Below are 25,761 nucleotides of genomic sequence, written 5' to 3'. Positions count from 1 at the left end.
CGGTGGGGGGGTGAAGAGGTGAAGACCGAGGGGTGGGTCAGCCGAGGACGGCCAGCGCGTCGATCTCGATGAGGAGTCCGGCGGGCAGACCGACGTAGACGGTCGTGCGCGCGGCGGGCGGCTGGGTGAGGCCCTGCTCCTCGAAGTAGGCGTTGTAGATGTCGTTCATCTCGGCGAAGTGGTCGACATCCGTGAGGTAGACGCGGATCATCATCACGTCGTCCCAGGAGGCGCCGCCCTCCTCCAGGATCGCCTTGACGTTGGCGAGGGTCTGGAGGGTCTGCTCGCGCAGGGTGGGGCCGGCCGGGGTGGGGGCCTTGCCCTCCTCGTGGGGGAGGAAGCCGACCTGGCCGGCGACCTGGAGGATGTTGCCCTTGCGGACGCCGTGGCTGAACTTCGCCGGGGGGACGGTGTGGGTCGGGGGGGTGAGAGCGGTCTTGTCGGTCATGCGGTGACTTCCTTGACTGGGGTCCTGCCGGAGTACTCGCCGCTGATGGCGTCCGCCGTACGGCGCACCAGCGGGAGCAGGGTGAGGAGTTCGTCGGCGGTGACGACGACGTTCGGCGCGGAGACCGACATGGCGGCCGTCACCCGGCCGTCGGCGCCCCGGATGGGCGCGGCGACGCAGTTGATGGACTCCTCGTGGCCACCGAGGTCGGTGGCCCAGCCCTGTTCGCGCACCTTGGCCAGTTCCTTGAGGAAACCGTCGGCGTTCGGTGTCGAACGGGCCGTGTACAGGGGGTAGTCGAGTTTCTCGGCCACGGCCCGGCGCTCGTTCTCGGGGAGGTCGGCGAGCAGCAGCTTGGCCACGGCCGCGACGGTGATGGCGACGGGCTTGCCGATCCGCGAGTACATGCGGACCGGGTAGCGGCTCTCCACCTTGTCGATGTAGAGGACCTCGTTCTCCTCGTGGACGGCGAGGTGAACGGTGTGTCCGCACTGCTCGTTGAGGCGTATGAGGTGGGGGTGGGCGATCTCGCGGACGTCGAGGTTCTCCATCGCCTCCTGGGCGAGGGCGATGAGCCGGGCGCCGAGGCGGTAGTGCTGGTCGGACTGGCGGTAGACGAAGCCGTGCTCGTGGAGGGTGCGCAGCAGGCGCAGCGCCGTGGACTTGTGGACGCCGAGCCGGTCGGCGACCCGGCCCAGGTCGGCGGGGCCCTCGGCGAGCAGCGGCAGGATGCTCAGCGCGCGGTCGACGGTCTGACTCATGGCGTACGTACCTCCTCCTCGGCCCTCTCGCCGGCCTGTGTCCAGCCGGGGCCGAGTCGCAGTCTCCCCCACGCGGCGTCGTCTAGGGCGGCCAGGCGGTCGGCGTGGTGCCGGGCGGGAGGGGTGGCGAGGTCGCCGGGGGCGGTGAGGGCGGCGGCGGCCATCAGGTGGCCGTGGCGCAGGCGCTCGCGCACGGGCAGGTCGCGCAGGGTGGCGGAGAGGAACCCGGCGGCGAAGGCGTCGCCCGCGCCGACGGCGGCGACGACGTCGACGGTGAGGGCGGGGACGGTGGTGACGTGCGGTCCGTGGAAGGCGGTGGCGCCGGTGGCGCCCTGCTTGACGACGAGCAGCTCGGGCTCGGGCAGCGCGGCGCGCACGGCCTCGGGGCCGCCCAGTCCCCAGGCCTCGTCCTCGCCGACGAAGACGAGGTCGGCGCCGCGCGCCAGCTCCAGGAGCACCTCGGGGCCGTCCTCGGCGTCGCGCCACAGTCCCGGGCGGTGGTTGACGTCGAAGGAGACGAGGGGCCGGCCGGGGCGGCGGGTGGTGAGTTCGCGCATCAGGGCGAGGCAGTCGGCGGAGAGCGCGGGGGTGATGCCGGAGAGGTGCAGGACGCGCCCCGAGCGGATCGTGTCGAGGTCCATGTTGCGCACCGACATCGCGGAGGCGGCCGAGCCCGCCCGGTAGTACGCCACCTCGTGGGCGTCGGTGGCGCGGTCGCCGGCGGTGCGGAAGTAGACGCCGGTCGGGCGGCCGGGGTCGCGGCGGACCGCGGAGACGTCGACGCCGTAGGCGCCGATCGCCTCGGTGAGGTGGTCGCCGAAGCCGTCGGCGCCGACCCGGCCGACCCAGCGGACGGTGTGCCCGGCGGCGGCCAGCACGCAGGCCACGTTGGACTCGGCGCCGCCGATGGCCCGGTCGAAGGAGGGGACGTCGGCGAGGCGCCCGGGCACGGAGGGGAGGAAGGTGACCATGGACTCGCCGAGCGCGACGACGTCCACCGTGTCGGGGGCGGTGCTGCGGGGTCCGTCGACGGTCACGATGGTCATGGCTCCTAGTCGCGTCTCGCGGGCGGCGTCTCCGTTGACCCCGCGTTCGCCGAGATGTTAGACAGCAGTAAGCGATATACGCAACGATCGTTGCAATATTTGCAACGCATCAGATCAGGGAGGCTCCATGGCCCTCGATACCGGCACCGAAGCTCTCGCCCGTCTGGGCGAGGAGCGCGTCGACCACCGTTTCAAGGGCCTCCCGCCGGACGCCGACGGCCTGACCGTCACCGAGCTGGCCGGTCAGCGCCGCAACCTCTTCACCGGCGGTTTCGCCACCCCCGTGCTCGCCCTGTCCGCCGAGCGCCTGGAGCACAACCTCGCGCTGATGGAGACGTACGCCGCCCGGCACGGCCTCGCCTTCGCGCCGCACGGCAAGACCTCCATGGCCCCGCAGCTCTTCCACCGCCAGATCGAGCACGGCGCCTGGGGCATCACCCTCGCCGTGCCGCACCAGGTGCGGGTCGCCCGCGCCTTCGGTATCCGGCGGATCTTCCTCGCCAACGAGCTGGTCGACGCCGCCGCCCTGCGTTGGATCGCCTCTGAGCAGGACGCCGACCCGGACTTCCGCTTCGTCTGCTACGTCGACTCCGTGCGCGGCGCCCGACTGATGGACGCCGCGCTGACCGACGCGGGCCCCTCGCGCCCGGTGGACGTCGTGGTCGAACTGGGCGCCGGCGAGGGCGCCCGGACCGGGGTGCGCACCGAGGCCGAGTGCGCTGCGGTCGCCGACGCGGTGGCCGGCGCGCGGACGCTGCGGCTGGCCGGTGTCGCCGGGTACGAGGGCGAGGTGCCGGACGCCGACCCGGAGCGGGTGCGCGCGTGGCTGCGGCGGCTGGTCGCGCTCGCCGTGGACTTCGACAAGGCGGGGCGGTTCGCCGACCTGGAGGAGATCGTGCTGAGCGCGGGCGGCAGCGCCTGGTTCGACGCGGTGGCCGACGTGTTCGCCGAGGTCCCCGACCTCTCCCTGCCCGTGCTGAAGCTGCTGCGCTCGGGCGCGTACGTCTCGCACGACGACGGGCACTACCGCGAGGTGACCCCCTTCAACCGCGTCCCCGACGAGGGCGCCCTGGAGCCGGCGTTCCGGCTGTGGACGCAGGTCGTCTCCCGCCCCTCGCCCGGCCAGGCCTTCGCCAACGCGGGCAAGCGGGACGCGGCGTACGACCTCGACCTGCCGTTCGCGCAGGCGGTGCGCCCGGCGGACGGCGGTCCGGAGCGGGCGGCGACCGGCATCACGGTGAACGGCCTGTCCGACCAGCACGCCTGGCTGCGCACCGCGCCGGAGGCGGACCTGGAGGTCGGCGACTGGGTGGGGCTGGGCCTGTCCCACCCGTGCACGTCCTTCGACAAGTGGCAGCTGATCCCCCTCGCGCAGGCGGACGGGACGGTCGTCGACTACATCCGTACGTTCTTCTGATCCGTACGTTCTTCTGATCCGTACGTTCTTCTGGCAGGACTTCGCAAAGGAGCGAAACATGGAAGAGCTGGTCATCCGGGACGCCGACGTCGTGGACGGCTCCGGCGGCGACTCCTACCGGGCCGACGTCGTGGTCGACGGCGGCCGGATCGTCTCGATCGTCAAGGAGGCGGCGGCCGCCGGCTGCCAGCGCCCCGAGGCACGCCGGGAGGTGGACGCCGAGGGCCTGATCCTGGCCCCCGGCTTCATCGACATGCACGCGCACAGCGACCTGGCGCTGCTGCGGGACCCCGACCACAGCGCCAAGGCCGCGCAGGGCGTCACCCTGGAGGTCATCGGCCAGGACGGGCTGTCGTACGCGCCGGTCGACGACCGAACCCTCGGCGAGGTGCGCCGCGCCATCGCCGGGTGGAACGGCCCCGGCGACGACGTCGACTTCGACTGGCGGTCGGTCGGCGAGTACCTGGACCGGCTCGACCGGGGCATCGCGGTGAACGCCGCCTACTTGATCCCGCAGGGCACGGTGCGCGCCCTCGCGGTCGGCTGGGACGACCGGGAGGCGACACCCGCCGAGCTGGAGCGGATGCGCCGGCTGGTCGCCGAGGGCATGGAGCAGGGCGCGGTCGGCATGTCGTCCGGGCTGACGTACACGCCCGGCATGTACGCCAAGGACGCGGAGCTGACCGAGCTGTGCCGGGTGGTGGCGTCGTACGGCGGCTACTACTGCCCGCACCACCGCTCGTACGGCGCCGGGGCCCTGACGGCGTACGAGGAGATGGTGGAGCTGACCCGGCAGGCCGACTGCCCGCTGCACCTGGCGCACGCCACCATGAACTTCGGCGTCAACAAGGGCAGGGCACCCGAGCTGCTGACGCTCCTCGACGACGCGCTCGCGGCCGGCGCGGACATCACCCTCGACACCTACCCGTACACCCCCGGCTGCACCACCCTCGTGGCGCTGCTGCCGAGCTGGGCGAGCGAGGGCGGGCCGGAGCGGATCCTCGAGCGGCTGGCGGACGACGACACCGCCGAGCGGATCCGGCACCACATGGAGGAGATCGGCGCCGACGGCTGCCACGGCGTGCCCGTGGAGTGGGAGACGATCGAGATCTCCGGGACGGGCGACCCCGCCCTGGCCGAGTACGTCGGCCGTACGGTCCTGGAGTCGGCCCGGCTGCGCGGCGAGACCCCGTGGGCGGTCACCCGCCGCCTGCTGCTGACCGACCGGCTGGCGCCGACCATACTCCAGCACGTCGGCCACGAGGAGAACGTGCGCGCGATCATGCGGCACCGGGTCCACACCGGCGGTTCGGACGGCATCCTCCAGGGCAGCAAGCCGCACCCGCGCGCCTACGGCACCTTCCCTCACTACCTCGGCCACTACGTGCGCGAGCTGGGCGTGCTGTCGCTGGAGGAGTGTGTCGCCCACCTCACCTCGCGCCCGGCCGCGCGGCTGCGGCTGCCGGACCGCGGGCTGGTCCGCGAGGGGTACCGGGCCGACCTGGTGCTCTTCGACCCGGCGACGGTCGCGGCGGGCAGCACGTTCGAGGACCCGCGCGTGCTGCCGACGGGCATCCCGTACGTGCTGGTGGACGGGCGGTTCGTGATGGAGGACGGGCGGCGCACGGACGTACTGGCGGGGCGGTCGGTGCGGCGGACTCCGCGGTAACGCCTTCTGGGCGGTCACCGGTCGTTACCCGCCGGTGACCGCCCGGGTCACTGCCCGGCGGCAGCCCTGCCGCTGCGGCGAAGTCGTCGGGAATCCACCCGAACCACACGTCCCACGTGGCGGACAACACGGCCCATGAGGTGCATCCGGGTCGTAAGCTCACGGACATGCAGGTGATCCAGTCGACCAAGCTCGCCAACGTCTGTTACGAGATCCGGGGCCCGGTGCTCGAGGAGGCGATGCGGCTGGAAGCGGCCGGGCACCGCATCCTGAAGCTGAACACCGGCAACCCGGCCGCCTTCGGCTTCGAGTGCCCGCCGGAGATCCTCGAGGACATCCTCCGCAACGTGTCGACGGCCCACGGGTACGGCGACGCGAAGGGCCTGCTGGCGGCGCGCCGTGCGGTCGTCATGCACAACCAGACCCTTGGCATCGAGACGGACGTCGAGCACGTCTTCATCGGTAACGGCGTCTCCGAGCTGATCGTGATGGCGATGCAGGGGCTGCTGGACGACGGCGACGAGGTCCTGGTCCCGGCACCCGACTACCCCCTGTGGACGGCCGCCGTCTCACTCTCCGGCGGTACGGCGGTGCACTACCGGTGCGACGAGCAGTCCGACTGGATGCCGGACCTCGCGGACGTGGAGCGGAAGATCACCGACCGCACCAAGGCGCTCGTCATCATCAACCCGAACAACCCGACGGGCGCGGTGTACGACGAGGCGGTGCTGCGCGGGCTGACCGACATCGCGCGCCGGCACAACCTGCTGGTCTGCTCCGACGAGATCTACGACAAGATCCTGTACGACGAGGCCACGCACACCCCGACCGCTTCGATCGCCCCGGACCTGCTCACCCTCACCTTCAACGGCATGTCGAAGGCGTACCGGGTGGCCGGCTACCGCGTCGGCTGGATGGCGGTCTCCGGCCCGCGCGCGCACGCCGAGTCCTACCTCGAGGGTCTGACGGTCCTGGCGAACATGCGGCTGTGCGCCAACATGCCGGGCCAGCACGGCGTGGTGGCGGCGCTCAGCGGGCGGCAGACCATCAACGAGCTGGTCCTGCCGGGCGGGCGGCTGCGGGAGCAGCGGGACGCCGCCCACGAAGCGCTGACCAGCATTCCGGGCGTGACCTGCGTGAAGCCGAAGGGTGCGCTGTATCTCTTCCCGCGGCTCGACCCCAAGGTCTTCAAGATCAAGGACGACCGGCGGATGGTCCTGGACCTGCTGCGCCAGGAGAAGATCATGGTGGTCCAGGGCACCGGCTTCAACTGGCCCGACCCCGACCACTTCCGGGTGGTGACTCTGCCGACCGCCAGTGACCTGCGCGAGGCGGTGGGCAGGATCGGGAACTTCCTGGACGGCTACGGCCAGCCCTGAACCAGGTCCTGGCCTCCGCCGACTTCCCACCTCCGCCGACTTCCCACCTCCGCCAACTTCCCACCTCCGTCAACTTTCCGACCTCCGTCAACTTTAGATTGATTCCAATGTAGGATGGTTTCCTGAAGCACTCAGGAGGCCCTCCCATGTACGAACCGATCCGCACCAGGTCCGTGCACAGCACGATGGCCGGCAGCACCTCGGACTTCCCGCACCGGTCCCGGGAGGAAGAGCTGGACATCCAGCTCGCGGGCCACCTCACGGCACTGCTCGCCGTCACGGACGAGCTGCGCGCGCTGGGATCCTCCACCGACCTGGACACCGCCGCCGACCGGCTCGCCGAGCAGGTGGCCCGGCTGCGGGGAGGGCCGACGCCGGTCCGCGTGCTGGTGACCGCCGCCCGCCCCGAACCGCATCCGGCGGCCCTGCACCGGCGGGCGCACACCCTTGCGGGCCGCGCCCTGGTGGTGGCGGCCTCCCGTGCCGACACGGCGGTCGCGATCCTGACCGCCGAGCGCATGGACGCACACGCCGCCACCCTGGAGCCGCGCGAACTCGCGTCCAGCTGAGCCCGTTCCCCACGGGCTCCGCCCCTTGAGCCCGCACCGGGCTCCCCCACACGGCCCCGGTCCGCGCGCACCCGCAGCGACGCGCGGACCGGGTGCCACTCACCGTGTGACTTGAGCGGGGGTTCCCTCTCGGCGCCGTTGGACTGCTCCTAGTCGGGTGGCCGCGGGCCGTGGGGGCTGGCCGCGCGGTTCCCCGCGCCCCTTCGGGGGCGCTTCCTTCGGGGCGTTGCGCGTCCGGGGCCGGTACGACACCCCCCGTTCACGGGCGCACGTCAGGAATGTTGAGTTCCGGGAGCATGCTCCGCGTGTGAGACGTATCTCGGGAATCGTCCTCGCGGTCCTGCTGATCGGCGGCGTGGTGGCAGCCGTCGTCGCGGGGCGGCAAGCGGAGGACAAAGCCACGGCAACGAAGACCGTGCGCGCGGTCATCGGGTCGGAGAAGGAAGCCTTCTTCGCCGACCCCGATGTGGTGAAGGCCCTCGCCGCCAAGGGCTACACCGTACGGACGGAGACCTCCGGGTCCTGGGCCATGGAGGAGCTCGACCTGGGGGGTCACGATCTCGCCTTCCCGTCCAGCCAGGCCCCGGCCGACGAGCTCGCCGACAAGTACGGCGTGCGCAAGCCGCTGCCCCGGCCCTTCTATTCGCCGATCGTCGTGGTCACCCACCGCGACACCGCCCGGGTTCTCGCGGCGAACGGGCTCGCCACGCTCGACCGCAGCCGGGGCGGCACCCTGAAGATGGACGCCTACCTCGACGCGGCCCGCGCCGACCGCACCTGGCAGCAACTGAAGGGGACCGAGAAGCACGGCGCGCTGACCGGGACCGTGTACATCGCGACGACGGACCCGGAGACCTCCAACTCCGGCGCCCTCTACCTGGCCGCCGCCTCCTACGTGGCGAACGGCAACCGGGTGGTCGCGAGCGACGCCGACGTGGACCGGACCGCGTCCCTGATGCGCAAGCTGACCCGGGTCCAGGGCGCCCAGAAGTCCAGTACGGAGGCGCTGTTCTCGGACTTCACCAGCGGCGTCGGCGACCCGCTGGTGCTGGTGTACGAGTCACAGGTCGCCTCGCTGCTGCGGGAGGGCGGCAGGCTCGTCGGGGACCTGGCCGTCCTCTACCCGGACACCACCGCCACCAGCGACCACACCGTCGTACCGCTCACCGAGGAGGGCCGCGCAGTCGGTGAACTCCTCACCGACGACCCGCGACTGCGGGAACTGGCCGTCCGGCACGGATTCCGGCCGCAGGGCGCCGGCGCCGAGTTCACCAAGGCGACCGAGGCCCACACCGCGCATCTCAACCAGCAGCTGACCGGCGTCCGGCAGGCGCCCGTGCCCACCTCCGAGGTGCTGCGCGAGATGGCCCGCCGGGCGCGCGGATAACAGCGGACCACAGGGGGACCGACCAAGTGACCGGCACCGAGAACGACTTCACGCTCACCCTCACCCCGCCCGAGCCCGTCGCCCCGGTGCCTCGGGAGAAGGCCGGCGGGCTCGTGCCCGTCGACGACGGGGCCCGCGCGGACATGACCCGCAAGGCCGCCGCCTACGTCGATGGGCTCGCCGCGCTCGACGCCCGGTCGCCGGAGTTCGCCGGCAAGGTCGGCGAGATCACCGGGCTCGGCGCCGCCGAGATGCGCACCGCCGCCTCGCAGTCCAACCGCATGCTGGAGCGCACCGTACGCAGCCTGCCCGACCGGGGCGGCGACGCCCAGGCGCGGGTCGCGGGCTCGCTGGTGGAGCTGCGGCGGGTGGTGGAGGACCTGGACCCGCGCGAGCTGTCCGCCGCCAAGGGACGCACGTTCCTGTCCAGGCTGCCCGGCGGCAACAAGCTGCGCGACCACGTCGCCAAGTACGCCTCCGCACAGGGCACCCTGAACAGGATCGTGGGATCGCTGCGCGGTGGCCAGGACGAACTGCGCCGCGACAACGCCGCGTTGCAGACCGAGCGGGTCCGCCTGTGGGAGATCATGGGCAAGCTCCAGGAGTACGTCGTACTCACGGAGGCCCTGGACACGGCCGTCGAGCAGCACGTGGCCGCTGTGGAGCCGACCGACCCGCAGGCCGCCGACGCCCTGCGCGCGGACGTCCTCTTCCCGGTCCGGCAGAAGCACCAGGACCTGCTCACCCAGCTCGCGGTGTGCGCTCAGGGCTACCTCGCCATGGACGTCGTACGCCGCAACAACGAGGAACTGGTCAAGGGCGTCGACCGGGCGGCCACGACCACGGTGTCCGCGCTGCGGATCTCCGTGATGCTGGCCTCCGCGCTGGACCACCAGAAGAAGGTCGTCGAACAGGTCGACGCGTTGCGCGGGACGACGGAGGACCCGATCCGGGGCAACGCGGAGATGCTGGCGACCCAGAGCGGGGAGACCCAGCGCATCGCCGCCGACCCGGCGGTGGGGGCCGAGACCCTGCGCACCGCCTTCCAGCAGATCTACCGCACCCTCGACGCCATCGACACCTACAAGGCCCGGGCGACGGAGGCGATGGCGGCGACCGTGGAGTCCCTCACCGGGGAACTGCGGCACGCGAGCGGCTACCTGGAGCGCAGCCGCTCGCAGGGAGCCCTTGAGTCCCGGGAAGGAGGGCTCGGATGAGACGCGCCCTCGCCGTCTGCCTCACCGCCGTCGCCCTCCTCACCGCCTGCACGACGCAGGAGAAGGGGGACGGAACGGACGGAAGGCCGACTCCCGGGGCGCCCGGCAGTGCCGAGCCCGGCACCCTGCGTGTCCTCGCCTCCAGCGAGCTGACCGACATGGCCCCCGTGCTGGAAGACATCCGCGAGGAGACCGGCATCACCGTCCGCCTCACCCCCATCGGCACCCTCGACGCCGTCGACCTGCTGGCGACGGGCAGGGCGGACGGGAAGTACGACGCGCTGTGGCTGTCGTCCAACGACTCGCTGCGACTGCGCCCCGAGGCGGCGAAGCGGGTCGTCTCCGAGACGCCGGTGATGACCAGCCCCGTCGCCGTGGGCGTGAAGGACGCCACCGCCGCGAAGCTGGGCTGGCGAGCCGGGCAGGTCACCTGGTCCCGGGTCGAGCAGGCCGTCGCCGACGGGAAGCTCACCTACGGCATGACCGACCCCGCCCGCTCCAACTCCGGCTTCGCCTCGCTCGTCTCGGTCGCCTCCGCGCTCTCCGGCGCCCAGTCCGCGCTCACGGACGCGGACGTGGCGAAGGCGACCCCGCGGCTGCGGGAGTTCTTCGCCGGGCAGAAGCTGACCTCGGGTTCGTCGGGCTGGCTGGCGACGGCGTACGAGCGACGCGGGAACGTCGACGCGCTGCTCAACTACGAGTCCGTCCTCAAGGGCATCGAGGGCCTCACCGTCTTCCGCCCCACCGACGGCGTGGTCACCGCCGACTACCCGCTCTCCACACTCGCCTCGACACACGCCACGACCCGCGAGAACGTCCGCCGCGTCGCCGAGGCGCTGCGCACCCCGGAGATCCAGCGGAAGATCACCCGCGGCACGCACCGCCGCCCGGTCCTCGCCTCCGTGCCGCCCGCGCCCGGCCTGGACACGAGCCGACGTCGCGAACTGCCCTACCCGGGCACCCGGTCCGTCGCCGACGGCCTGCTCGACGCGTACGAGAACGATCTGCGCCGACCGTCCCGGACGGTGTACGTCCTCGACACCTCCGGTTCGATGGAGGGCGAGCGGCTGCGACGGCTGAAGGAGGCGCTCACCGCCCTCACCGGCGACTTCCGCGACCGCGAGGAGGTGACGCTGATGCCGTTCGCAACGGACGTGAAGCGGGTGGCGACCCACGTCGTGGACCCCGCCGACCCGGGCACCGGGCTGGACGGCATCCGCCGGGACACCAAGGGCCTGACCGCGCGGGGCGACACCGCGATCTACACCTCGCTGGAGAGGGCGTACGACCATCTCGGCGGCGGCCGGGACACGTTCACCTCGATCGTGCTGATGACGGACGGCGAGAACACCACCGGCGCCGACGCGGCCGACTTCGACCGCTTCTACGGCTCACTGAGCGAGGCCCGGCAGGAGATCCCGGTCTTCCCCGTCCTCTTCGGCGACTCCGACCGCACGGAGCTGACACACATCGCCGAACTGACCGGCGGCCGGCTCTTCGACGCGCAGAAGGGCGCCGCGGACGCCGCCTTCGAGGAGATCCGTGGCTACCAGTAACAACAACGGCGCCGGCCGGGCCTGGGCGTTTCTCGAGTCCCGCAAGAACCTGACCGGCAGCGCCTGCGGGCTGGCGGGCGTGGCGCTGACCTTCACGGGGGTGGCGGGCCCGTACTGGCCCGTGGTCGTCGTCGGCCTGTACGGCGCCGGCGCGCTTCTCGCCCCGCCGGAGCGGACCGCGCCGCCCTCCTTCCCCGACCCGTCGGCCCAGCTGTCGGCCCAGTTGGAGGAGGTGCGCGGCGACTTCGGCCGGCTGCGCGCCTATCTGGCCGACGTCGAGCTGCCGCCGGCTGTCGAGGAGCACCTCACCGGGCTGACCGGCCTGCTGGCCGCGCTGCTGGAGCCCGGCTGGGTCGCCGAGGTGCTCGCGGCCGACCCGGACGGGGTGCACTCGGTGTCGCGGGCGGTGCGGCAGGACGTGCCGGAGGCCGTCGACGCATACGTGCGCGCCCGCTGGTGGACGCGGATGACGCCGGGGCAGGAGCCACCGGAGCGGCATCTGGAGCGGCAGCTCGCGCTGCTGCACGAGGAGGCGGAGCGGCTGACCGCCCAGCTGCGGGAGACCGAGGCGCGGCGGCAGGAGTCCCACACGCGGTACCTGGAGGACCGCTCGGGCTGACAGACGGTGCACGGTCCGTGCCGACGTGCGGTGAACGCCGAAGGGCCGGGTCCGTCGCACGCCGTTGTGCGGGGACCCGGCCCGAGCGGGACTCCCCCCACGCTCCGGGGTACTGCGAGCTACTGGAACGGGGAGGGAACCCCCTCGCGGCCTGCCTTCGTGACGACTCGCGGGTCAGGGCTAGTCGGACCGGCCGCGGAGCTGGGTGGGTGACGGGGTGGCGGTCAGCCCAGGCGCTTCACCAGGTTGTGGTACTGGTCCCACAGCTCGGTGGGCGTGTGGTCGCCGAAGGTGTTGAAGTGGTCGGGGACGAGCGCCGCCTCCTCGCGCCACACCTCCTTGTCGACGCTGAGCAGGAAGTCCAGGTCGGAGTCGGCGAGGTCGAGGCCGTCGGTGTCGAGGGACTCCCTGGTCGGCAGGACACCGATCGGGGTCTCCACACCGTCCGCCTTGCCCTCCAGGCGCTCCACGATCCACTTCAGGACGCGGCCGTTCTCACCGAAGCCGGGCCAGACGAACCTGCCCCGGTCGTCCTTGCGGAACCAGTTGACGTAGTAGATCTTCGGCAGCTTGGACTGGTCCTTGTCCTTGGCCACGTCGACCCAGTGCCCCATGTAGTCGCCCATGTTGTAGCCGCAGAACGGCAGCATGGCGAACGGGTCGCGGCGCAGTTCGCCGACCTTGCCCTCGGCGGCGGCGGTCTTCTCGGAGGCCACGTTGGCGCCGAGGAAGACGCCGTGGTTCCAGTCGAAGGACTCGGTGACCAGCGGTACGGCGGTGGCGCGGCGCCCGCCGAAGAGGATCGCCGAGATCGGCACGCCCTTGGGGTCCTCCCACTCCGGCGCGATGATCGGGCACTGCGCGGCGGGGGTGGTGAAGCGGGCGTTGGGGTGCGCGGCGGGCGTCCCGGACTCGGGGGTCCAGTCGTTGCCCTTCCAGTCCGTCAGGTGGGCGGGCGTCTCCTCGGTCATGCCCTCCCACCACACGTCGTTGTCGTCGGTGAGGGCGACGTTGGTGAAGACGGAGTTGCCCCACAGGGTCTTCATCGCGTTGGCGTTGGTGTGCTCACCGGTGCCGGGCGCGACGCCGAAGAAGCCGGCCTCGGGGTTGATGGCGTACAGGCGGCCGTCCTCGCCGAAGCGCATCCAGGCGATGTCGTCGCCGATCGTCTCGACGGTCCAGCCTGAGATCGTGGGCTCCAGCATCGCGAGGTTGGTCTTGCCGCAGGCCGACGGGAAGGCGGCGGCGACGTACTTGGGCTCGACCCGGCTGGAAGCAGAGGGCGGCGGGGTCAGCTTCAGCACCAGCATGTGCTCGGCGAGCCAGCCCTCGTCGCGGGCCATGACGGAGGCGATGCGCAGGGCGTAGCACTTCTTGCCGAGCAGGGCGTTGCCGCCGTAGCCGGAGCCGTAGGACCAGATCTCGCGGTCCTCGGGGAAGTGCGAGATGTACTTGGTGCTGTTGCACGGCCACGGAACGTCCTCCTGGCCCTGCTCCAGCGGGGCGCCGAGGGTGTGCACGGCCTTGACGAAGAAGCCGTCGTCGCCGAGCTCGTCCAGGACCGGCTGTCCCATGCGGGTCATGGTGCGCATGGAGACGGCGACGTACGCGGAGTCGGTGATCTCCACGCCGAGCGCGGAGAGCGGGGAGCCGAGCGGGCCCATGCAGAAGGGCACGACGTACATGGTCCGGCCGCGCATCGAGCCGCGGAACAGGCCGCCCCCGCCACCCGTCCCCCGAAAGATCTCCCGCATCTCGGCGGGGTCCTTCCAGTGGTTGGTCGGGCCGGCGTCCTCCTCCTTGGCGGAGCAGATGAAGGTCCGGTCCTCGACACGCGCGACGTCGGAGGGGTCGGAGGCCGCGTAGTAGGAGTTCGGGCGCTTGATCGGGTCGAGCCTGCGGAAGGTGCCCTTCTCGACGAGCTCCCCGCACAGGCGCTCGTACTCGGCCTCGGATCCGTCACACCAGACCACTTCGTCCGGCTGGGTCAGTTCGGCGATCTCGTTCACCCACGAGATCAGCTCCTGGTGGTTGGTGGGGACGGGGGGAGCAGCGATGTCGCGCGCCACGATTGCTCCTAAATGAGGGTCTTTTGTTGGGAGGCCCCGTGGGGGCTGCGACCCGGATGCGTGACGTCGTCCTCTTGGGCGCTCATCCGGTGTCGACCGCACTCATTTGATCATCCGACGCGAGCGCCCATCTGTCCAGAGGGCGTCACACCTGAGCGGAGTGAGGATCGCCACGTGTTCTCGCCGGACGCCTGAGGGGCCTGAGGGGTGCGTGGCCGGGTACCCCGTGAGACGATGACCACTCGGCACCCACGAACGTCCGTACTGATGCGTAACTTACGGTTCCGTAGGTACGATGCCCCTATGACTGCGTCCGCCCCCGACGCGCCCAGGGACACGCCGGCCGCCGGCCGCGGCCCTGTAGCGCTCGATCTGCCGCATCCGGTCAAGCCGAAGTTGCGCGGCTGGCTGCATCTCGGCATGTTCCCGGCCGTCCTCGTCGCGGGCCTGGTGCTCACCGCCCTCGCCGAGTCGACCGAAGCACGCATCGCCTGCGGGATCTTCGTCCTGACGGCCTGTCTGCTGTTCGGCGTCAGCGCCCTCTACCACCGGGGCGACTGGAGCCCGCGGATGGACGGCGTACTGCGCCGCCTCGACCACGCCAACATCTTCCTGATCATCGCGGGCACCTACACCCCGCTCACGATGCTCCTGCTCCCCGAGGCCAAGGGCCAGTGGCTGCTGTGGGGCATCTGGGCCGCCGCCGCGGCGGGCATCCTCTTCCGCGTCTTCTGGGTCGGCGCCCCGCGCTGGCTCTACACCCCGTGCTACCTCGCCATGGGCTGGGCGGCCGTCTTCTACCTCCCCGAGTTCATGCGGGCCGGCGGCATCGCCGTCCTGGTGCTGGTGATCGCGGGCGGGCTGCTCTACAGCGCGGGCGGCGTGATCTACGGCCTCAAGCGGCCCAACCCGTCACCGCGCTGGTTCGGCTTCCACGAGGTCTTCCACTCCTTCACGCTGGCGGCCTTCATCGCGCACTACGTGGGGATCTCGCTGGTCGCTTACTAGGCGCTCCCGCCGAGCGGCCCGCGCCCCGGACGCCCCGGGGCGCGGGCCGCCGGCCTCGGAAAAGACCGGGGCCGTGCCCCTCCCCCATGGCATCCTGGCCGGGTGAACGGTCCCGAGATCCACGTCGAGTTCGCCCCGGAACTGCACCTGTTCGTCCCGCGCGCCCGCCCCACCGGCGCCGCCCGCGCGGCCACCGACGGCGTCTCCACGCTCGGCCATGTCGTCGAGTCCCTCGGCGTCCCGCTCACCGAGGTCGGCACGCTCCTCGTGGACGGCCGCGAGGTGCCGCCCGGACACGTCCCCACGGGCGGCGAGTCGGTCAGCGTACGGCCCGTCGAACACCCCCAGCGGGTCCCGGGCGCTCCCCTGCGTTTCCTGCTCGACGTGCACCTCGGCACCCTCGCCCGCCGGCTGCGGCTGCTCGGCGTGGACACGGCGTACGAGTCGACCGACCTCGGCGACCCGGCGCTCGCCGCGCTGTCCGCGGCCGAGAAGCGGGTCATGCTCAGCCGCGACCGCGGCCTGCTGCGCCGCCGCGAGCTGTGGGCCGGCGCCTACGTCTACGGCAACCGCCCCGACGACCAGCTCCAGGAGGTCCTGGACCGGTTCCGCCCCGAGCTGCTCCCGTGGACCAGGTGCACCGCGTGCAACGGACTGCTGGAGGAGGCCACCAAGGAGGAGGTGGCCGACCAGCTCAAGGGCGGTACCGAGCGGTCGTACGACGTGTTCGCGCGGTGCCGGGCGTGCGGGCGCGCGTACTGGAAGGGCGCGCACCACGAGCAACTGGAGGCCATCGTGGAGGCGGCGCTGCGCCGGGGTACTCAGGGTGGTTGAGTACGGCGGTTGAGTATTCGCGCAGGTCACCGGGGGCGGCCGGCGCGGTGGGATGGGCGATATGAGTTCCCCGAGTTCCCCGTCGCCCCGCTCCGCGGCGCGGACCGCCCCCGCACCCGCGCCCTGGCCCGCCACCGGACCGCGGTCCCCCGCCCGCGCCCTGACCGTGTGCTCCGTGGCCGGGCTCGTCCTGCTCCTGCCGACCGTCCTCGCCGCGTGGCTCGCCGTGTTCGCCTCCGAACACGGCGGCGACTGTCTGATGTACGGCGAGCGGTGCCAGACCGTCCCCGGCACGGTGCTGTGGGCCTGCTTCTGGGCGGCGGTCGGGCTGGGCGTAACGGCACTGGCCTGGCCCCGCACCCGGTGGACGTCCGCCAGGTGCTGGGCCGTCGGCCTGCAGTGGGGTGCCCAGCTCACGCTGGGCGCCCTGATCCTCAGCGGCGCCTGAGGTCCCCCTTGCCGCAGGCGGTGCCGTCCCCGTCCGGGTCCAGACGCAGCGGGTCGTCCTGGCCGTTGACCTCCAGGCGGCCGTAGTCGTTGCGCTCCAGCCAGTCGCAGCGCTCGGCCGTCGTCTTCTTCACCTCGGCCGGGAAGGCGGTCGGCACGCAGACGTTGGCGGAGCCGTAGTGCCGGTCGCAGCCGGAGACGGTCGGGCCGACCGGCTGCGACTCACGCTTCTTCCCGGGCCCCGCCACCTTGCCCTGCGGGGCGTTGGCGAAGGAGTGGACGTGCGCGGAGGCGTCCTTGGTGCTGAGCGCCCGCGGACCGTCCAGGCGCACCCACTCGGCCACCGAGGGCACGCCGTTGGCGTCGACCGCGAAGAGCATGTACCAGCCGGGCGGGGCCAGGTTGGGGTTGCTCGTCACGTTCAGGTCGACGTTGTCGCCGTCGACGGACAGCGGCAGGTCGACGAACCGCTGGTTCGGGTCGGAGGAGTGGGTGACGGCGGCCGGGCGGATCAGCTCCGCCTTGGCGATCGGCCGGTCGACGGTGATCCGCTGGGTGTCGCCGTAGTTCCACTCGGTGTCGATGACCGAGGTGATCGTCGGACGCTCGCCCTTGAGGAGGTAGGGCGGGGTGTAGATCGACACGTCGTGGTTCCAGGAGCCGTTGCCCGGGTTGTCGCCGGTCGTCATCACCCGGCCGTCGGGCAGCAGGAACGCCGAGGAGTGGTAGCCGCGGGCCTCCGGGTCGACGGCCACCGGGTCGAAGGTCTCCGTCTCCGGATCGAAGATCGACGTCTCGAAGACCGGGTTGGCCCGGTTGTGCAGGGCGCCGCCCGTCTCCAGCACCGTGCCGTCGGGCAGCAGCACGGTGGAGACGTACATCTTGCCCTGGTCGCCGGTCTGCGGGACCGGGCCCTCGCCGAAGTCCACCGTGCCCTGCGGGAGCGGGGGCCCGGCGACGTACGCCGGGTCGGGCTGCTTGAGGTCGATGATGTCGGTGAGGCGGTTGGCGTCCGGGTTGGAGTCGATGTTGCCGCCGCCGATGGTCAGCACCTTCTGGTCCTGCGCCGGGGGCAGCAGCACGCTGGCCGACTGGTCGCGTACGTCCTTGTCCTGGAGGCCCGGCACCTGGGTGATGGTGTTGGCGTCGTAGTCGTAGATCGCGGAGCCGGTGCCGGGGATGTTGTTGCCGAAGACGTGGCTGCCCGAGTAGAAGAGCCGGCCGTCCTGCATCAGGATCATCGACGGGTACAGGCCCCAGTACGACCAGGTCTGGTTGACCTGCCAGGTCGGCAGCCACTTCTGCTGCTCGTCGGACCACAGGTCGGCCGTCACCGACCCGGTGGAGTCCTCGCGCAGGCCGCCGAAGGAGATGACGTCGCCGTTGCCGAGGATCGTCGCCGACGGGTACCAGTGGCCGTCGTTCATGTCGTTGGTCTTGACGTAGGTCTCGGTCTCCGGGTCGAAGATGTACGAGTCCTTGTAGCCCTGGTAGCCGATCGTGCCGTCCGCCGAGGGGTAACCGGCGTTGCCGCTCATGACGAGGACGCGGCCGTCCTCGAGCTGGACGTGCCCGGCGCAGAACATGTCCTTGGGCGTGGGGATCGTCTTGTAGTCGCCGGTCCGCGGATCGTAGACGGCCGAGGTGAAGGTGCCCGCCTCGAACATCTCCGGGTCGTTGCCGGAGCCCGCGATCAGCAGCACCTTGCCGTTGTGGAGCACGACGGAGTGCATGGAGCGTACCGGGTTCTGCGTGGGCAGCACGTCCCAGCGGCCGTTCTCGCACTCCTCGGCGGTGCCCGTGCAGTCCGGGTCCGGGACCGGGTCGGCGACCTGCTCCATCGTGTAGTCGTCGGTGGTCGCCGAGCCGGTGCCGTGGACGGCGACGCCCCAGCTGATGCGGTCGATGCCCGCCGGGACCTCGGGGGTGCGGACGCTCGCCTCGGTCCAGTCGGCGGCCAGGTCGAGGGCCTTGAGGTCGGTCCAGTACTGCCAGCCCGCGGTGGCGTCGTGCCGGAAGAGGGTGAGCGAGGCGTCCGGGGTGGTGGTCTTGTACCAGAGGGACAGCTCGTACTGCCTGCCCTCCGTGACCACCGGCGCGCACTCGGCGGACTCGGTGATCAGGGCCTTGCGGTCGCCCTCGGTCCGGCGGGTCAGCTCGACCTTCATGGCCTTGCTGCCGGAGTGGGCGTCGGCGACGGTCTCGAAGGTGAAGTCGTTGTCGCCCCAGCCGGACTTCTCCCAGCAGTACGGCATGTCGCCGGTGCCGGCGGTCTCGAAGCCGGGGTTCTTGATCAGGTTGGCGGCCGAGGCGGGCTGGGGCGCGGTGAGGAGGAGCCCGCCGGTGAGGGCGGACACCGCCAGGAGGGCGGAGGTTCTCCGTCGGGGTCTTCTTCTCATGCGTCACTCCTTGCGGTGCGGTCGGCCGTACGGGATCGGCGCGGGAGGTACACGAGCGCCTCCGTCCCGGCGAAGCGCAGGACGAAGGTGATGACGAGGGCGAGCGCGGTGGCGGGCAGCACGGTCAGACCGAACCGGCCGACGAGCAGGGCGATGAGCGGGATGCGCAGCACCAGGTCGGCGTTGGCTATCAGCGCGAACCGCAGGGTCCGGTCGGCCCAGTGCCGGTGCCGGCGCCGGTCGCGGAAGAGCAGCCGCTCCAGGAGCAGAAAGTTCCAGGCCACGCCGAACTGGTTGGCGACGATCTCGGCGGGCAGGTAGTGCAGGCCGACCTCGGTCAGCGCCCACAGGGCGGCCAAGTTCGGCACGAAGCCGCTCAGCCCGATCAGCCCGAAGGCGATCATGCGGGCCAGCGGCGAGGCGGTGCGCAGACCGGCCAGGTGGCGCAGGAAGCGCAGCCCCTCCCGCGCCGTGGACTTGGACTCGCCGGCGAACCGCTCCTCGAAGACGAACGGCACCTCGGTGACCGTCCGGGGGCGGTCGCGGACGGCCAGTTCGAGGAGGATCTTGTAGCCGAGCGGCTTGAGTATCTCGGCGCTGACCTCGCTGCGGCGGATGGCGAAGAAGCCGCTCATCGGGTCGCTGACGCCGTGCAGCCGGCGCGGGAAGAGCGCCTTGGTGAGCCAGGTCGCCGCGCGGGAGACCGCTGTGCGGTAGCTTCCCGCGAGTCCGGCGCGGCTGCCGCCCTTGATGTAGCGGGAGGCGACGACGAGTCCCGCGTTCACCCGCTCGCCGGTGGCGATCAGCTCCGGCACGAGGGAGGGCGGGTGCTGGCAGTCGCCGTCCATGACGACGATCCAGTCGGAGCCCGCCGCCTTCATGCCCTCGACGACCGCGCCGCCGAGCCCGCCGGACGGCTCCTCCCGGTGCAGGACGGTGACCGGGAAGGGGCAGCCGGGCGCCGCCGCGCGGATCACGTCCGGGGTGTCGTCGGTGGAGTCGTCCACGAAGACGACCTCGCAGGGCAGCCGGGCCGGCACCGACTCGGTGATCAGCCGCAGCAGCCGCCGTACGTTCCCGGACTCGTTGTAGGTCGGTACGACGATGGTGACGGCGCCCGGCTCGGGCACCTCCGAGGCGCGTACGGCCGGACGGCCCAACTCGTCGGGCACGGTGGACTCGTGGCTCATCGGGCGGCTCCGGAGGGCTGGATTCGGCGGATCTCGATGCGGTCCGCACCGGTGCCGAAGACGGCGACCGGGGCCGAATGGTTCATGGCGGCCTTCACGTTGGGCAGGTCGACCGCGTCGCGCCGCACCGTCGGGGAGGCGACCACGTAGTCGATGTCGCGCCAGCCGCCCGGCATCGTCTCCGTCACCGCCGGGTCGAGATCGGCCTTGTAGAACCAGATGACGCCGAGCCCGGGTTCGTATCCGGCGTGCACGAGGTCCAGCCAGAGCGCGTCGTCGACGAGGACGCGGGTGTCCTCGGGGTTCTCCACCTCGCTCGCCATCCACTCGGCGGCGGCCTCGTAGGGGGCGTTGGCGTCGGCGGTGACGGCGGTGCGGTCGCCGTCGTACCAGCGGGGTACGACGTAGGCGCCGGCGGCGAGCACCAGGACGCCGGCGAGCGCGTACCGGCCGAGGGTCACCCCTCTCTTCTCGGCCTCGGTGCGCCATCGGCGCAGTACGGCGTGGGCGACGCTCGCCGCGCCGCCGGCCAGCACCAGAGCGAGGAAGGGAAGGGCCTGGATGACGTACATCGCGGGCAGGTAGCCGGTCGGGCGCAGGGCGAGGACGGCGAGGATCGCCACCGTCAGGGCCGGTCCGGCCAGGGACCGTGCGGTGACCGACCAGCGCCAGGTGACCAGCAGGAGCAGCGCGCCCGCGAGTCCGCCGAGCGGGAGGACGCGGTCGTAGTAGAGCCAGGACTGGAGGACGCCGTACGAGCCGGAGCCCTCGTCCAGGATGAAGCCGGAGCCGGGGCGGGTCAGCTGGTACTGGATGCCCTCCCACAGGGAGACGTGCCCGGCGCCCGGCAGCAGCTCGCCCTTGAGCAGGGCGAAGAGCGGATACGAGAATCCGATGAGCGCGCAGGCCGTGACGGCTCCGGTCACCGCGAACTTGCGGGTGTCCTGGTGGCTGTGCCGCCACATGGTGACCAGCACGGCGGGCAGGACGAGGAGCATCGTCTCCTTGGTGAGCACGGCCGTGGCGGCGGCGATGCCCGCGCCGAAGTGGTGCCACAGGTGGCGGTTGGGCGAGGCGGCGAGCGCGAACGCCAGCAGGGTCCACATCACCGCGAGGTTGTCGAGGAAGATCTCCCGCTGGAGGACGACGGACAGCGGGGAGAGCCCGAACAGGATCATGGCCAGGCCGGCCGCCCAGCACGGCAGGGAGAGCCGGCGGGCGATCACGTAGACGAGGATCGCGGAGACGGCGCTGACGACCAGCATCACGCCGCGCATGGCGCCGACGGTCATCGACTCGGGGCTGAGCAGCGCGGGGATCCAGGTCAGCACGGCTATCTGGATCCAGCCCAGCGGCGGATGGTCGTACCAGTAGGTGTAGTGGGCCAGGCCCTCGCCCTGCTGGACGGCCCAGGCCTGGGCGAGGTAGGTGCCCTCGTCGTCGCTGAGGGTCGGGTAGTCGGAGATGTTCCAGCCCTGCACGAGCATGATCGTCACGAGGAGCCCGCCGCACAGCAGCAGGTCGGGACGCGAGGAGCGCAGGCGGCCCGGCGGCGCCGGCTTCCCGGAGGCCGGGCCGCTGTCGTGGGCAGGCCGGCGCTGCGCGGGGACCCTGGTGCCGGTCGCCGCGGGAAGGGTGTCGGTCACGCGGGAACGTCCTCTCGGTCCGCGGGTGCGAGGTGGGCGCCCACGTGGCTGGTCAGCTCCCAGTCGTTGCGGCCGCGCTGCTCACGCCATACGGCGCGGACGGCGGCCCCGGCGAGGAAGACCTGGTAGAAGGGGCCGCCGACGATCAGCTTCAGGTAGTGCGTGAAGCGGATCCGCAGGCCGTACTGCTTGCCGAAGTCGTGCAGGCCGACGACCTCGAAGACGAAGGTGACCAGGGCGGTGACGGCCGGCAGGAAGGTGATGAAGGCGATGCCGACGGGCACGTCCAGGAAGAGCGTGACGGCCACGTTGAGCGGGATGACCACGCCGGTGAAGGCCTGGAGGAAGGGCGTCATCAGGGTGTAGCGGGCCAGCAGCCGCTGGGTGAAGGTGGGCAGTTGTGTCCAGTCCTTCTTCCGGTACACCTGCAGGAAGCCCTGGTTCCAGCGGGTGCGCTGCTTGAGCAGGGAGACCAGCGTGCCCGGGGTCTCCTCCCGGGTGACCATGTCGGAGTCGTAGGCGACGACGACCTTCTTGCCGGTGCTGGAGAGGCGGACGCCGAGGTCGCAGTCCTCGGCGAGGCAGTCCGGGTCCCAGCCGTCGGCCGCCCGCAGCACGTCCGTGCGCACGAAGACGGTGTTGCCGCCGAGGGGGATGAACCCCTTCTGCGCGTGCAGGTGCAGGCGGGAGCGGAACCAGAAGAAGTACTCCAGGCAGTTGCGCAGGCTGTACCAGCTGGAGTGGAAGTTGATCAGCTGGACCCCGCCCTGCACGACGTCGGCGCCGGTGGTGCGGAAGGCGTGGTCGACGTGGGCGAGCAGTTCGGGGTGGACCTGGTCCTCGGCGTCGAAGACCCCGACGACGTCACCGCGGCAGTGCGGCAGTGCCGTGTTCATGGCCCTCGGCTTGTTCTTCCTCTCGTGGGTGTCGACGACGACGCGCACCCGCGGATCACCGGCGGCGGCCTTCTCGGCGACGGCGGTGGTCTCCGGATCGTCGTGCCCGACGATCACGATGATCTCGAAGTCGGTGTGGGACGAGGTCAGCAGCCGCTGGATGGTGTGGTCGAGCACGGCCTGCTCGTGCCGCGCCGGCACGAGCAGCGAGAACGACACGTGCTCGGTGCCGTCGGGCGGGCTGAACCGGGTGGAGGCGAGAACCTCCGGCGTACGCCAGGCGTGCATCTGCCACCACAGCGTGAACGCCGCCATCCAGAAGAGCGCCAGTGAAACGGCAGCGATGAAGACGGACGTAAGCAAGAAAGATCCCCCCAGATCTTCGAACTCCCCCTGCGCGGCGGAGCACCCGAGCGGAGCACCCGGACCGGGCGCCCGCTCCGCCGCGTCACGGTGAAGAGACTAGGGGTAACCTGTGAAACTCATAAGGTGTTTGAGTGAAGAGCGTGTTTCCTCACCATGGGGACCGGGCCTGAACGGTTCACCTGCCGGTCGCGTTCCGAACACTTCCGCTTCTGTCGTTTCAGCTGTTCGGAGCCGCACGCAGCGCGGCGCGCAGTCGCTCCGGATCGGTCGTCGGCGCGTCACAGGTGAAGTTCCGGCAGACATACGCGGTCGGCGCCCCGTCCACCAGCGGCCGGTCGGCGAGCAGGGGGAACTCGTCGCTCCCCTCGACGCCGAAGGCGACGACCGCACCGGGCACCGTCCCCAGAAGCGCCGTACGGTGCAGGCCCTTCGCGGCGTTGTCGTCCGACGCGGGAGTGACGACGGCGACTTCGCGCGGACCGTCGAGCAGCGCCTCCGCCGCGGCCAGCCCCCAGCCGACGAAGCGCGGGACCCGCGGGCCGAGCGCCTTCACCACGCCGAGCGCCTGCTCGGCGGCGGTGCGGTGCGGTTCGGAGCCGGTGTGGGCGGCGTAGGACAGCAGGGCGCCGGCGGCGGCGGTCCAGCCGGACGGGGTGGCGTTGTCGGTGGGGTCCTGCGGGCGGCGGATCAGCCGCTCGGCGTCGGACGCGGTGTCGTAGAGGGAGCCGGAGTCGTCGGTGAAGCGGGTCAGGACGTGGTCCAGCAGCAGCCCGGCGAAGTCCAGCCAGACGCCCTCCCCGGTGACCGACGCGAGCGCGAGGAAGCCCTCCGCCACGTCGGCGTAGTCCTCCAGCACTCCGGCGTGGGCGCCGGCCCTGCCGTCCTTGCTGGTGCGGAAGAGCCGGCCCTGCTCGTCGAGGTGCAGCCGCACGAGCAGGTCGGCGGCGGCGACGGCGGCCTCCACCAGGTCGGGCCGCTCGAAGTAGGCGCCGGTCTCGGCGAGCGCGGCGATCGCGAGCCCGTTCCAGGCGGCGACGACCTTGTCGTCCCGGCCCGGAGCGGGGCGCCCGTCGCGGGCGGCCAGCAGCCGCGCCCTGACCGAGGCGATCCGCTCGGCGTCGAACACACCTTCCTGCTGGGGCAGTTGCAGTACGGAGGAGCCGTGCTCGAAGGTGCCCTCCTGGGTCACGCCGAAGTGCTGGGCGGCGAGTGCGGCGTCGTCGGCCCCGAGGACCTCGGTGAGCTGCGCGGGCGTCCACACGTAGTACGCGCCCTCGACGTGCTTCCCCGTCCCGTCGTCGCTGTCCGCGTCCAGCGCGGAGGCGAAGCCGCCCTCGGCGGTGCGCAGTTCACGCACCAGGAAGTCGGCGGTCTCCAGGGCGACACGGCGGGCGAGGTCCGACCCGGTGGCGCGCCAGAGGTGGGCGTAGACGCGGCACAGCAGGGCGTTGTCGTACAGCATCTTCTCGAAGTGGGGCACGACCCACTCGCGGTCCACGGAGTACCGGGCGAAGCCGCCGCCCAACTGGTCGTAGATCCCGCCGCGCGCCATCCGCTCGCAGGTGTCGCGCGCCATCTCCAGCGCGCCGTCGGCGCCGGTACGGGCGTGGTGGCGCAGCAGGAACTCGACCACCATGGACGGCGGGAACTTCGGCGCCCCGCCGAACCCGCCACGCTGCGGGTCGTACTCCCGGGTCAGCCCGAGCAGCGCCTGTCCGAGCTCCGTCTCCCCGGGCGGCCGCGCGTCGCCGTAGGAGATCTCCCGCCCGGCGAGGTCCCGCACGATCTTCCCCGCGACCTCGGTGACCTCGTCGCGCCGCTCGGCCCACGCCTGGTGGACGCCCTGGAGCACCTGGCGGAAGGACGGCATGCCGTGCCGGGGCTCGGGCGGGTAGTAGGTGCCGAAGTAGAAGGGCTCCCCGTCCGGCGTCATGAACACGGACATGGGCCAGCCGCCCTGGCCGGTGGCGGCCTGCACGGCCTCCATGTAGACGGCGTCCACGTCGGGCCGCTCCTCGCGGTCGACCTTGACGGACACGAAGTGCTCGTTCATGTACGCGGCGGCGGCGTCGTCCTCGAAGGACTCGTGCGCCATGACGTGACACCAGTGGCAGGCGCTGTAGCCGACGCTCAAGAACACGGGGACGTCGCGCCGTCGGGCTTCTTCGAACGCGTCGGTCTCCCAGGGCCACCAGTCAACGGGGTTGTCCGCGTGTTGGAGGAGGTACGGGGACGTGGCCTGCGCGAGTCGGTTGGGCATACCCCCATCCTCGCGCACCCGGCCTCCGCCCCACCCGTGCGCCACGGGGCAGCACACGAACGGGGCCGTGGCCGACGCGCTGAGCTGCCCTGCTCGCCGTCGCTCAGCGGGCCGGGGTTTGGATCTTGTGGGGCACGTAGCGGCAGACAGCGCGGCCATCAGCACCGCCGGTACCGCTCGACGCACTCGCTGTGGCGGTGGACGACGACCGTCGCGCCACACCGTCGTTCCACGGTCCCCCTGCGGCAGGGCTCAAGGGCCCGACCGGCTGGGAGCACTCCGGGCGCACTCCCCCTCGGACGCGAATGTCGCGTATTCGTCCCGCGAGAAGGTGCGTCCCCCGCAGCGGGCACGGGACGGGCCCGAGCGATCTCGACCCGCGAGGCAGGCCCGCCGGCCTCGCGGCACCGGACGAGCTTGCTCGCCTTCTCCCGACGCCGCCTTCTCGATGCGGCGATCCCACCGTCACCGCGGAGATCAATTCGGTCCGGCGGAGATCGGCCTGCGGTCGCACGGAGATCGAAAACAGGGTCGGCGGAAATTTCTCGCACCACCTCCACGACTTGTGAAAGATCTCC

Annotated in this window: 20 protein-coding genes; 11 read left to right on the top strand and 9 right to left on the bottom strand. The window is 71.7% G+C overall.

The features are described 5' to 3' along the window. Window positions 1-37: 37 nt before the first annotated feature. Genes ABEA26_RS14665 through ABEA26_RS14655 form a run of 3 tightly spaced genes read right to left on the bottom strand, consistent with a single transcriptional unit; the run spans window position 38 to window position 2,246 of the window. Window positions 38-448 (bottom strand): RidA family protein, encoded by a 411-nt coding sequence (locus tag ABEA26_RS14665; RefSeq protein WP_345592607.1) that lies wholly within the window; start codon window positions 446-448, stop codon window positions 38-40. Beyond that, complete coding sequence (locus ABEA26_RS14660; protein WP_345592606.1) at window positions 445-1,209, bottom strand: IclR family transcriptional regulator; 765 nt, start codon at window positions 1,207-1,209, stop codon at window positions 445-447. Before ABEA26_RS14660 ends, ABEA26_RS14665 begins: the two co-directional genes overlap by 4 nt. Then, window positions 1,206-2,246 carry a sugar kinase gene (locus ABEA26_RS14655; protein ID WP_425587840.1) on the bottom strand — a complete coding sequence of 347 codons (1,041 nt, stop codon included), beginning with the start codon at window positions 2,244-2,246 and terminating at the stop codon, window positions 1,206-1,208. Before ABEA26_RS14655 ends, ABEA26_RS14660 begins: the two co-directional genes overlap by 4 nt. Before the next feature lie 136 nt (window positions 2,247-2,382). Here ABEA26_RS14655 and ABEA26_RS14650 point away from each other — a divergent pair, with 136 nt between their 5' ends. From ABEA26_RS14650 to ABEA26_RS14615, 8 genes are all read left to right on the top strand, one after another. Continuing rightward, window positions 2,383-3,672, top strand: a complete 1,290-nt coding sequence (locus ABEA26_RS14650; protein ID WP_345592602.1) for an amino acid deaminase — start codon at window positions 2,383-2,385, stop codon at window positions 3,670-3,672. Window positions 3,673-3,730: 58 nt separating this feature from the next. Beyond that, window positions 3,731-5,341 carry an N-acyl-D-amino-acid deacylase family protein gene (locus tag ABEA26_RS14645; protein WP_345592600.1) on the top strand — a complete coding sequence of 537 codons (1,611 nt, stop codon included), beginning with the start codon at window positions 3,731-3,733 and terminating at the stop codon, window positions 5,339-5,341. Between the two features lie 167 nt (window positions 5,342-5,508). Continuing rightward, window positions 5,509-6,720 (top strand): pyridoxal phosphate-dependent aminotransferase, encoded by a 1,212-nt coding sequence (locus ABEA26_RS14640; protein ID WP_345592599.1) that lies wholly within the window; start codon window positions 5,509-5,511, stop codon window positions 6,718-6,720. A gap of 146 nt (window positions 6,721-6,866) precedes the next feature. Continuing rightward, the gene (locus ABEA26_RS14635; RefSeq protein ID WP_345592598.1) at window positions 6,867-7,289 is read left to right on the top strand and encodes an SCO4983 family protein; all 423 of its coding nucleotides are present in this window, start codon (window positions 6,867-6,869) and stop codon (window positions 7,287-7,289) included. 307 nt (window positions 7,290-7,596) lie between these two features. Next, window positions 7,597-8,676, top strand: a complete 1,080-nt coding sequence (locus ABEA26_RS14630; RefSeq protein ID WP_345592597.1) for a hypothetical protein — start codon at window positions 7,597-7,599, stop codon at window positions 8,674-8,676. 26 nt (window positions 8,677-8,702) lie between these two features. Continuing rightward, window positions 8,703-9,893, top strand: coding sequence for a toxic anion resistance protein (locus ABEA26_RS14625; RefSeq protein WP_345592596.1), 1,191 nt, complete (start codon window positions 8,703-8,705; stop codon window positions 9,891-9,893). Next, a complete protein-coding gene (locus ABEA26_RS14620; protein WP_345592594.1) occupies window positions 9,890-11,449 on the top strand; it encodes a VWA domain-containing protein in 1,560 nt (519 codons plus the stop codon). Before ABEA26_RS14625 ends, ABEA26_RS14620 begins: the two co-directional genes overlap by 4 nt. Continuing rightward, on the top strand, window positions 11,436-12,068 hold the full coding sequence (locus ABEA26_RS14615) for a hypothetical protein (RefSeq protein WP_345592593.1): 633 nt from the start codon (window positions 11,436-11,438) through the stop codon (window positions 12,066-12,068). The genes ABEA26_RS14620 and ABEA26_RS14615 overlap by 14 nt, the downstream gene beginning before the upstream one ends. A 224-nt stretch (window positions 12,069-12,292) precedes the next feature. On the opposite strand, the gene ABEA26_RS14610 is transcribed toward ABEA26_RS14615, so the two are convergent. Continuing rightward, a complete protein-coding gene (locus tag ABEA26_RS14610; RefSeq protein WP_345592591.1) occupies window positions 12,293-14,137 on the bottom strand; it encodes a phosphoenolpyruvate carboxykinase (GTP) in 1,845 nt (614 codons plus the stop codon). A gap of 303 nt (window positions 14,138-14,440) precedes the next feature. Here ABEA26_RS14610 and trhA point away from each other — a divergent pair, with 303 nt between their 5' ends. The 3 genes from trhA (at window position 14,441) to ABEA26_RS14595 (ending at window position 16,427) form a co-directional block, all read left to right on the top strand. Beyond that, a complete protein-coding gene (trhA, locus tag ABEA26_RS14605; protein WP_345592589.1) occupies window positions 14,441-15,145 on the top strand; it encodes a PAQR family membrane homeostasis protein TrhA in 705 nt (234 codons plus the stop codon). A gap of 102 nt (window positions 15,146-15,247) precedes the next feature. Further along, the gene (locus ABEA26_RS14600; RefSeq protein WP_345592588.1) at window positions 15,248-15,979 is read left to right on the top strand and encodes a Mut7-C RNAse domain-containing protein; all 732 of its coding nucleotides are present in this window, start codon (window positions 15,248-15,250) and stop codon (window positions 15,977-15,979) included. 175 nt (window positions 15,980-16,154) lie between these two features. Further along, a complete protein-coding gene (locus tag ABEA26_RS14595; protein ID WP_345592587.1) occupies window positions 16,155-16,427 on the top strand; it encodes a hypothetical protein in 273 nt (90 codons plus the stop codon). On the opposite strand, the gene ABEA26_RS14590 is transcribed toward ABEA26_RS14595, so the two are convergent. The 5 genes from ABEA26_RS14590 to ABEA26_RS14570 all read right to left on the bottom strand — a co-directional run bounded on the left by ABEA26_RS14590 (window position 16,414) and on the right by ABEA26_RS14570 (window position 25,183). Continuing rightward, window positions 16,414-18,825 carry a galactose oxidase family protein gene (locus tag ABEA26_RS14590; protein ID WP_345592586.1) on the bottom strand — a complete coding sequence of 804 codons (2,412 nt, stop codon included), beginning with the start codon at window positions 18,823-18,825 and terminating at the stop codon, window positions 16,414-16,416. The two genes, ABEA26_RS14595 and ABEA26_RS14590, sit on opposite strands and share 14 nt — an antisense overlap. Continuing rightward, window positions 18,822-20,015, bottom strand: a complete 1,194-nt coding sequence (locus ABEA26_RS14585) for a glycosyltransferase (protein ID WP_345592585.1) — start codon at window positions 20,013-20,015, stop codon at window positions 18,822-18,824. Before ABEA26_RS14585 ends, ABEA26_RS14590 begins: the two co-directional genes overlap by 4 nt. Next, window positions 20,012-21,661: an ArnT family glycosyltransferase gene (locus ABEA26_RS14580; protein WP_345592583.1), complete on the bottom strand. Its 1,650-nt coding sequence runs from the start codon at window positions 21,659-21,661 to the stop codon at window positions 20,012-20,014. The genes ABEA26_RS14585 and ABEA26_RS14580 overlap by 4 nt, the downstream gene beginning before the upstream one ends. After that, window positions 21,658-22,920, bottom strand: coding sequence for a glycosyltransferase (locus tag ABEA26_RS14575; RefSeq protein ID WP_345592582.1), 1,263 nt, complete (start codon window positions 22,918-22,920; stop codon window positions 21,658-21,660). Before ABEA26_RS14575 ends, ABEA26_RS14580 begins: the two co-directional genes overlap by 4 nt. A gap of 220 nt (window positions 22,921-23,140) precedes the next feature. After that, on the bottom strand, window positions 23,141-25,183 hold the full coding sequence (locus ABEA26_RS14570) for a thioredoxin domain-containing protein (protein ID WP_345592581.1): 2,043 nt from the start codon (window positions 25,181-25,183) through the stop codon (window positions 23,141-23,143). Window positions 25,184-25,761: the final 578 nt, after the last annotated feature.

Origin of the sequence: Streptomyces marokkonensis (assembly GCF_039539045.1) — a bacterium.
GTDB lineage: Bacteria > Actinomycetota > Actinomycetes > Streptomycetales > Streptomycetaceae > Streptomyces > Streptomyces marokkonensis.
Note: the sequence above shows the minus strand (reverse complement) of the source record. Positions and strands in the feature narration are given on the sequence as shown.

What these genes read in the sequence shown, in the direction of transcription:
- ABEA26_RS14660 (WP_345592606.1), bottom strand. Translation starts at nt 1,209, where the DNA reads ATGAGTCAGACCGTCGACCGCGCGCTGAGCATCCTGCCGCTGCTCGCC.
- ABEA26_RS14650 (WP_345592602.1), top strand. Translation starts at nt 2,383, where the DNA reads ATGGCCCTCGATACCGGCACCGAAGCTCTCGCCCGTCTGGGCGAGGAG.
- ABEA26_RS14640 (WP_345592599.1), top strand. Translation starts at nt 5,509, where the DNA reads ATGCAGGTGATCCAGTCGACCAAGCTCGCCAACGTCTGTTACGAGATC.
- ABEA26_RS14635 (WP_345592598.1), top strand. Translation starts at nt 6,867, where the DNA reads ATGTACGAACCGATCCGCACCAGGTCCGTGCACAGCACGATGGCCGGC.
- ABEA26_RS14620 (WP_345592594.1), top strand. Translation starts at nt 9,890, where the DNA reads ATGAGACGCGCCCTCGCCGTCTGCCTCACCGCCGTCGCCCTCCTCACC.
- trhA (WP_345592589.1), top strand. Translation starts at nt 14,441, where the DNA reads ATGACTGCGTCCGCCCCCGACGCGCCCAGGGACACGCCGGCCGCCGGC.
- ABEA26_RS14585 (WP_345592585.1), bottom strand. Translation starts at nt 20,015, where the DNA reads ATGAGCCACGAGTCCACCGTGCCCGACGAGTTGGGCCGTCCGGCCGTA.
- ABEA26_RS14570 (WP_345592581.1), bottom strand. Translation starts at nt 25,183, where the DNA reads ATGCCCAACCGACTCGCGCAGGCCACGTCCCCGTACCTCCTCCAACAC.
- ABEA26_RS14590 (WP_345592586.1), bottom strand. Translation starts at nt 18,825, where the DNA reads ATGAGAAGAAGACCCCGACGGAGAACCTCCGCCCTCCTGGCGGTGTCC.
- ABEA26_RS14645 (WP_345592600.1), top strand. Translation starts at nt 3,731, where the DNA reads ATGGAAGAGCTGGTCATCCGGGACGCCGACGTCGTGGACGGCTCCGGC.
- ABEA26_RS14665 (WP_345592607.1), bottom strand. Translation starts at nt 448, where the DNA reads ATGACCGACAAGACCGCTCTCACCCCCCCGACCCACACCGTCCCCCCG.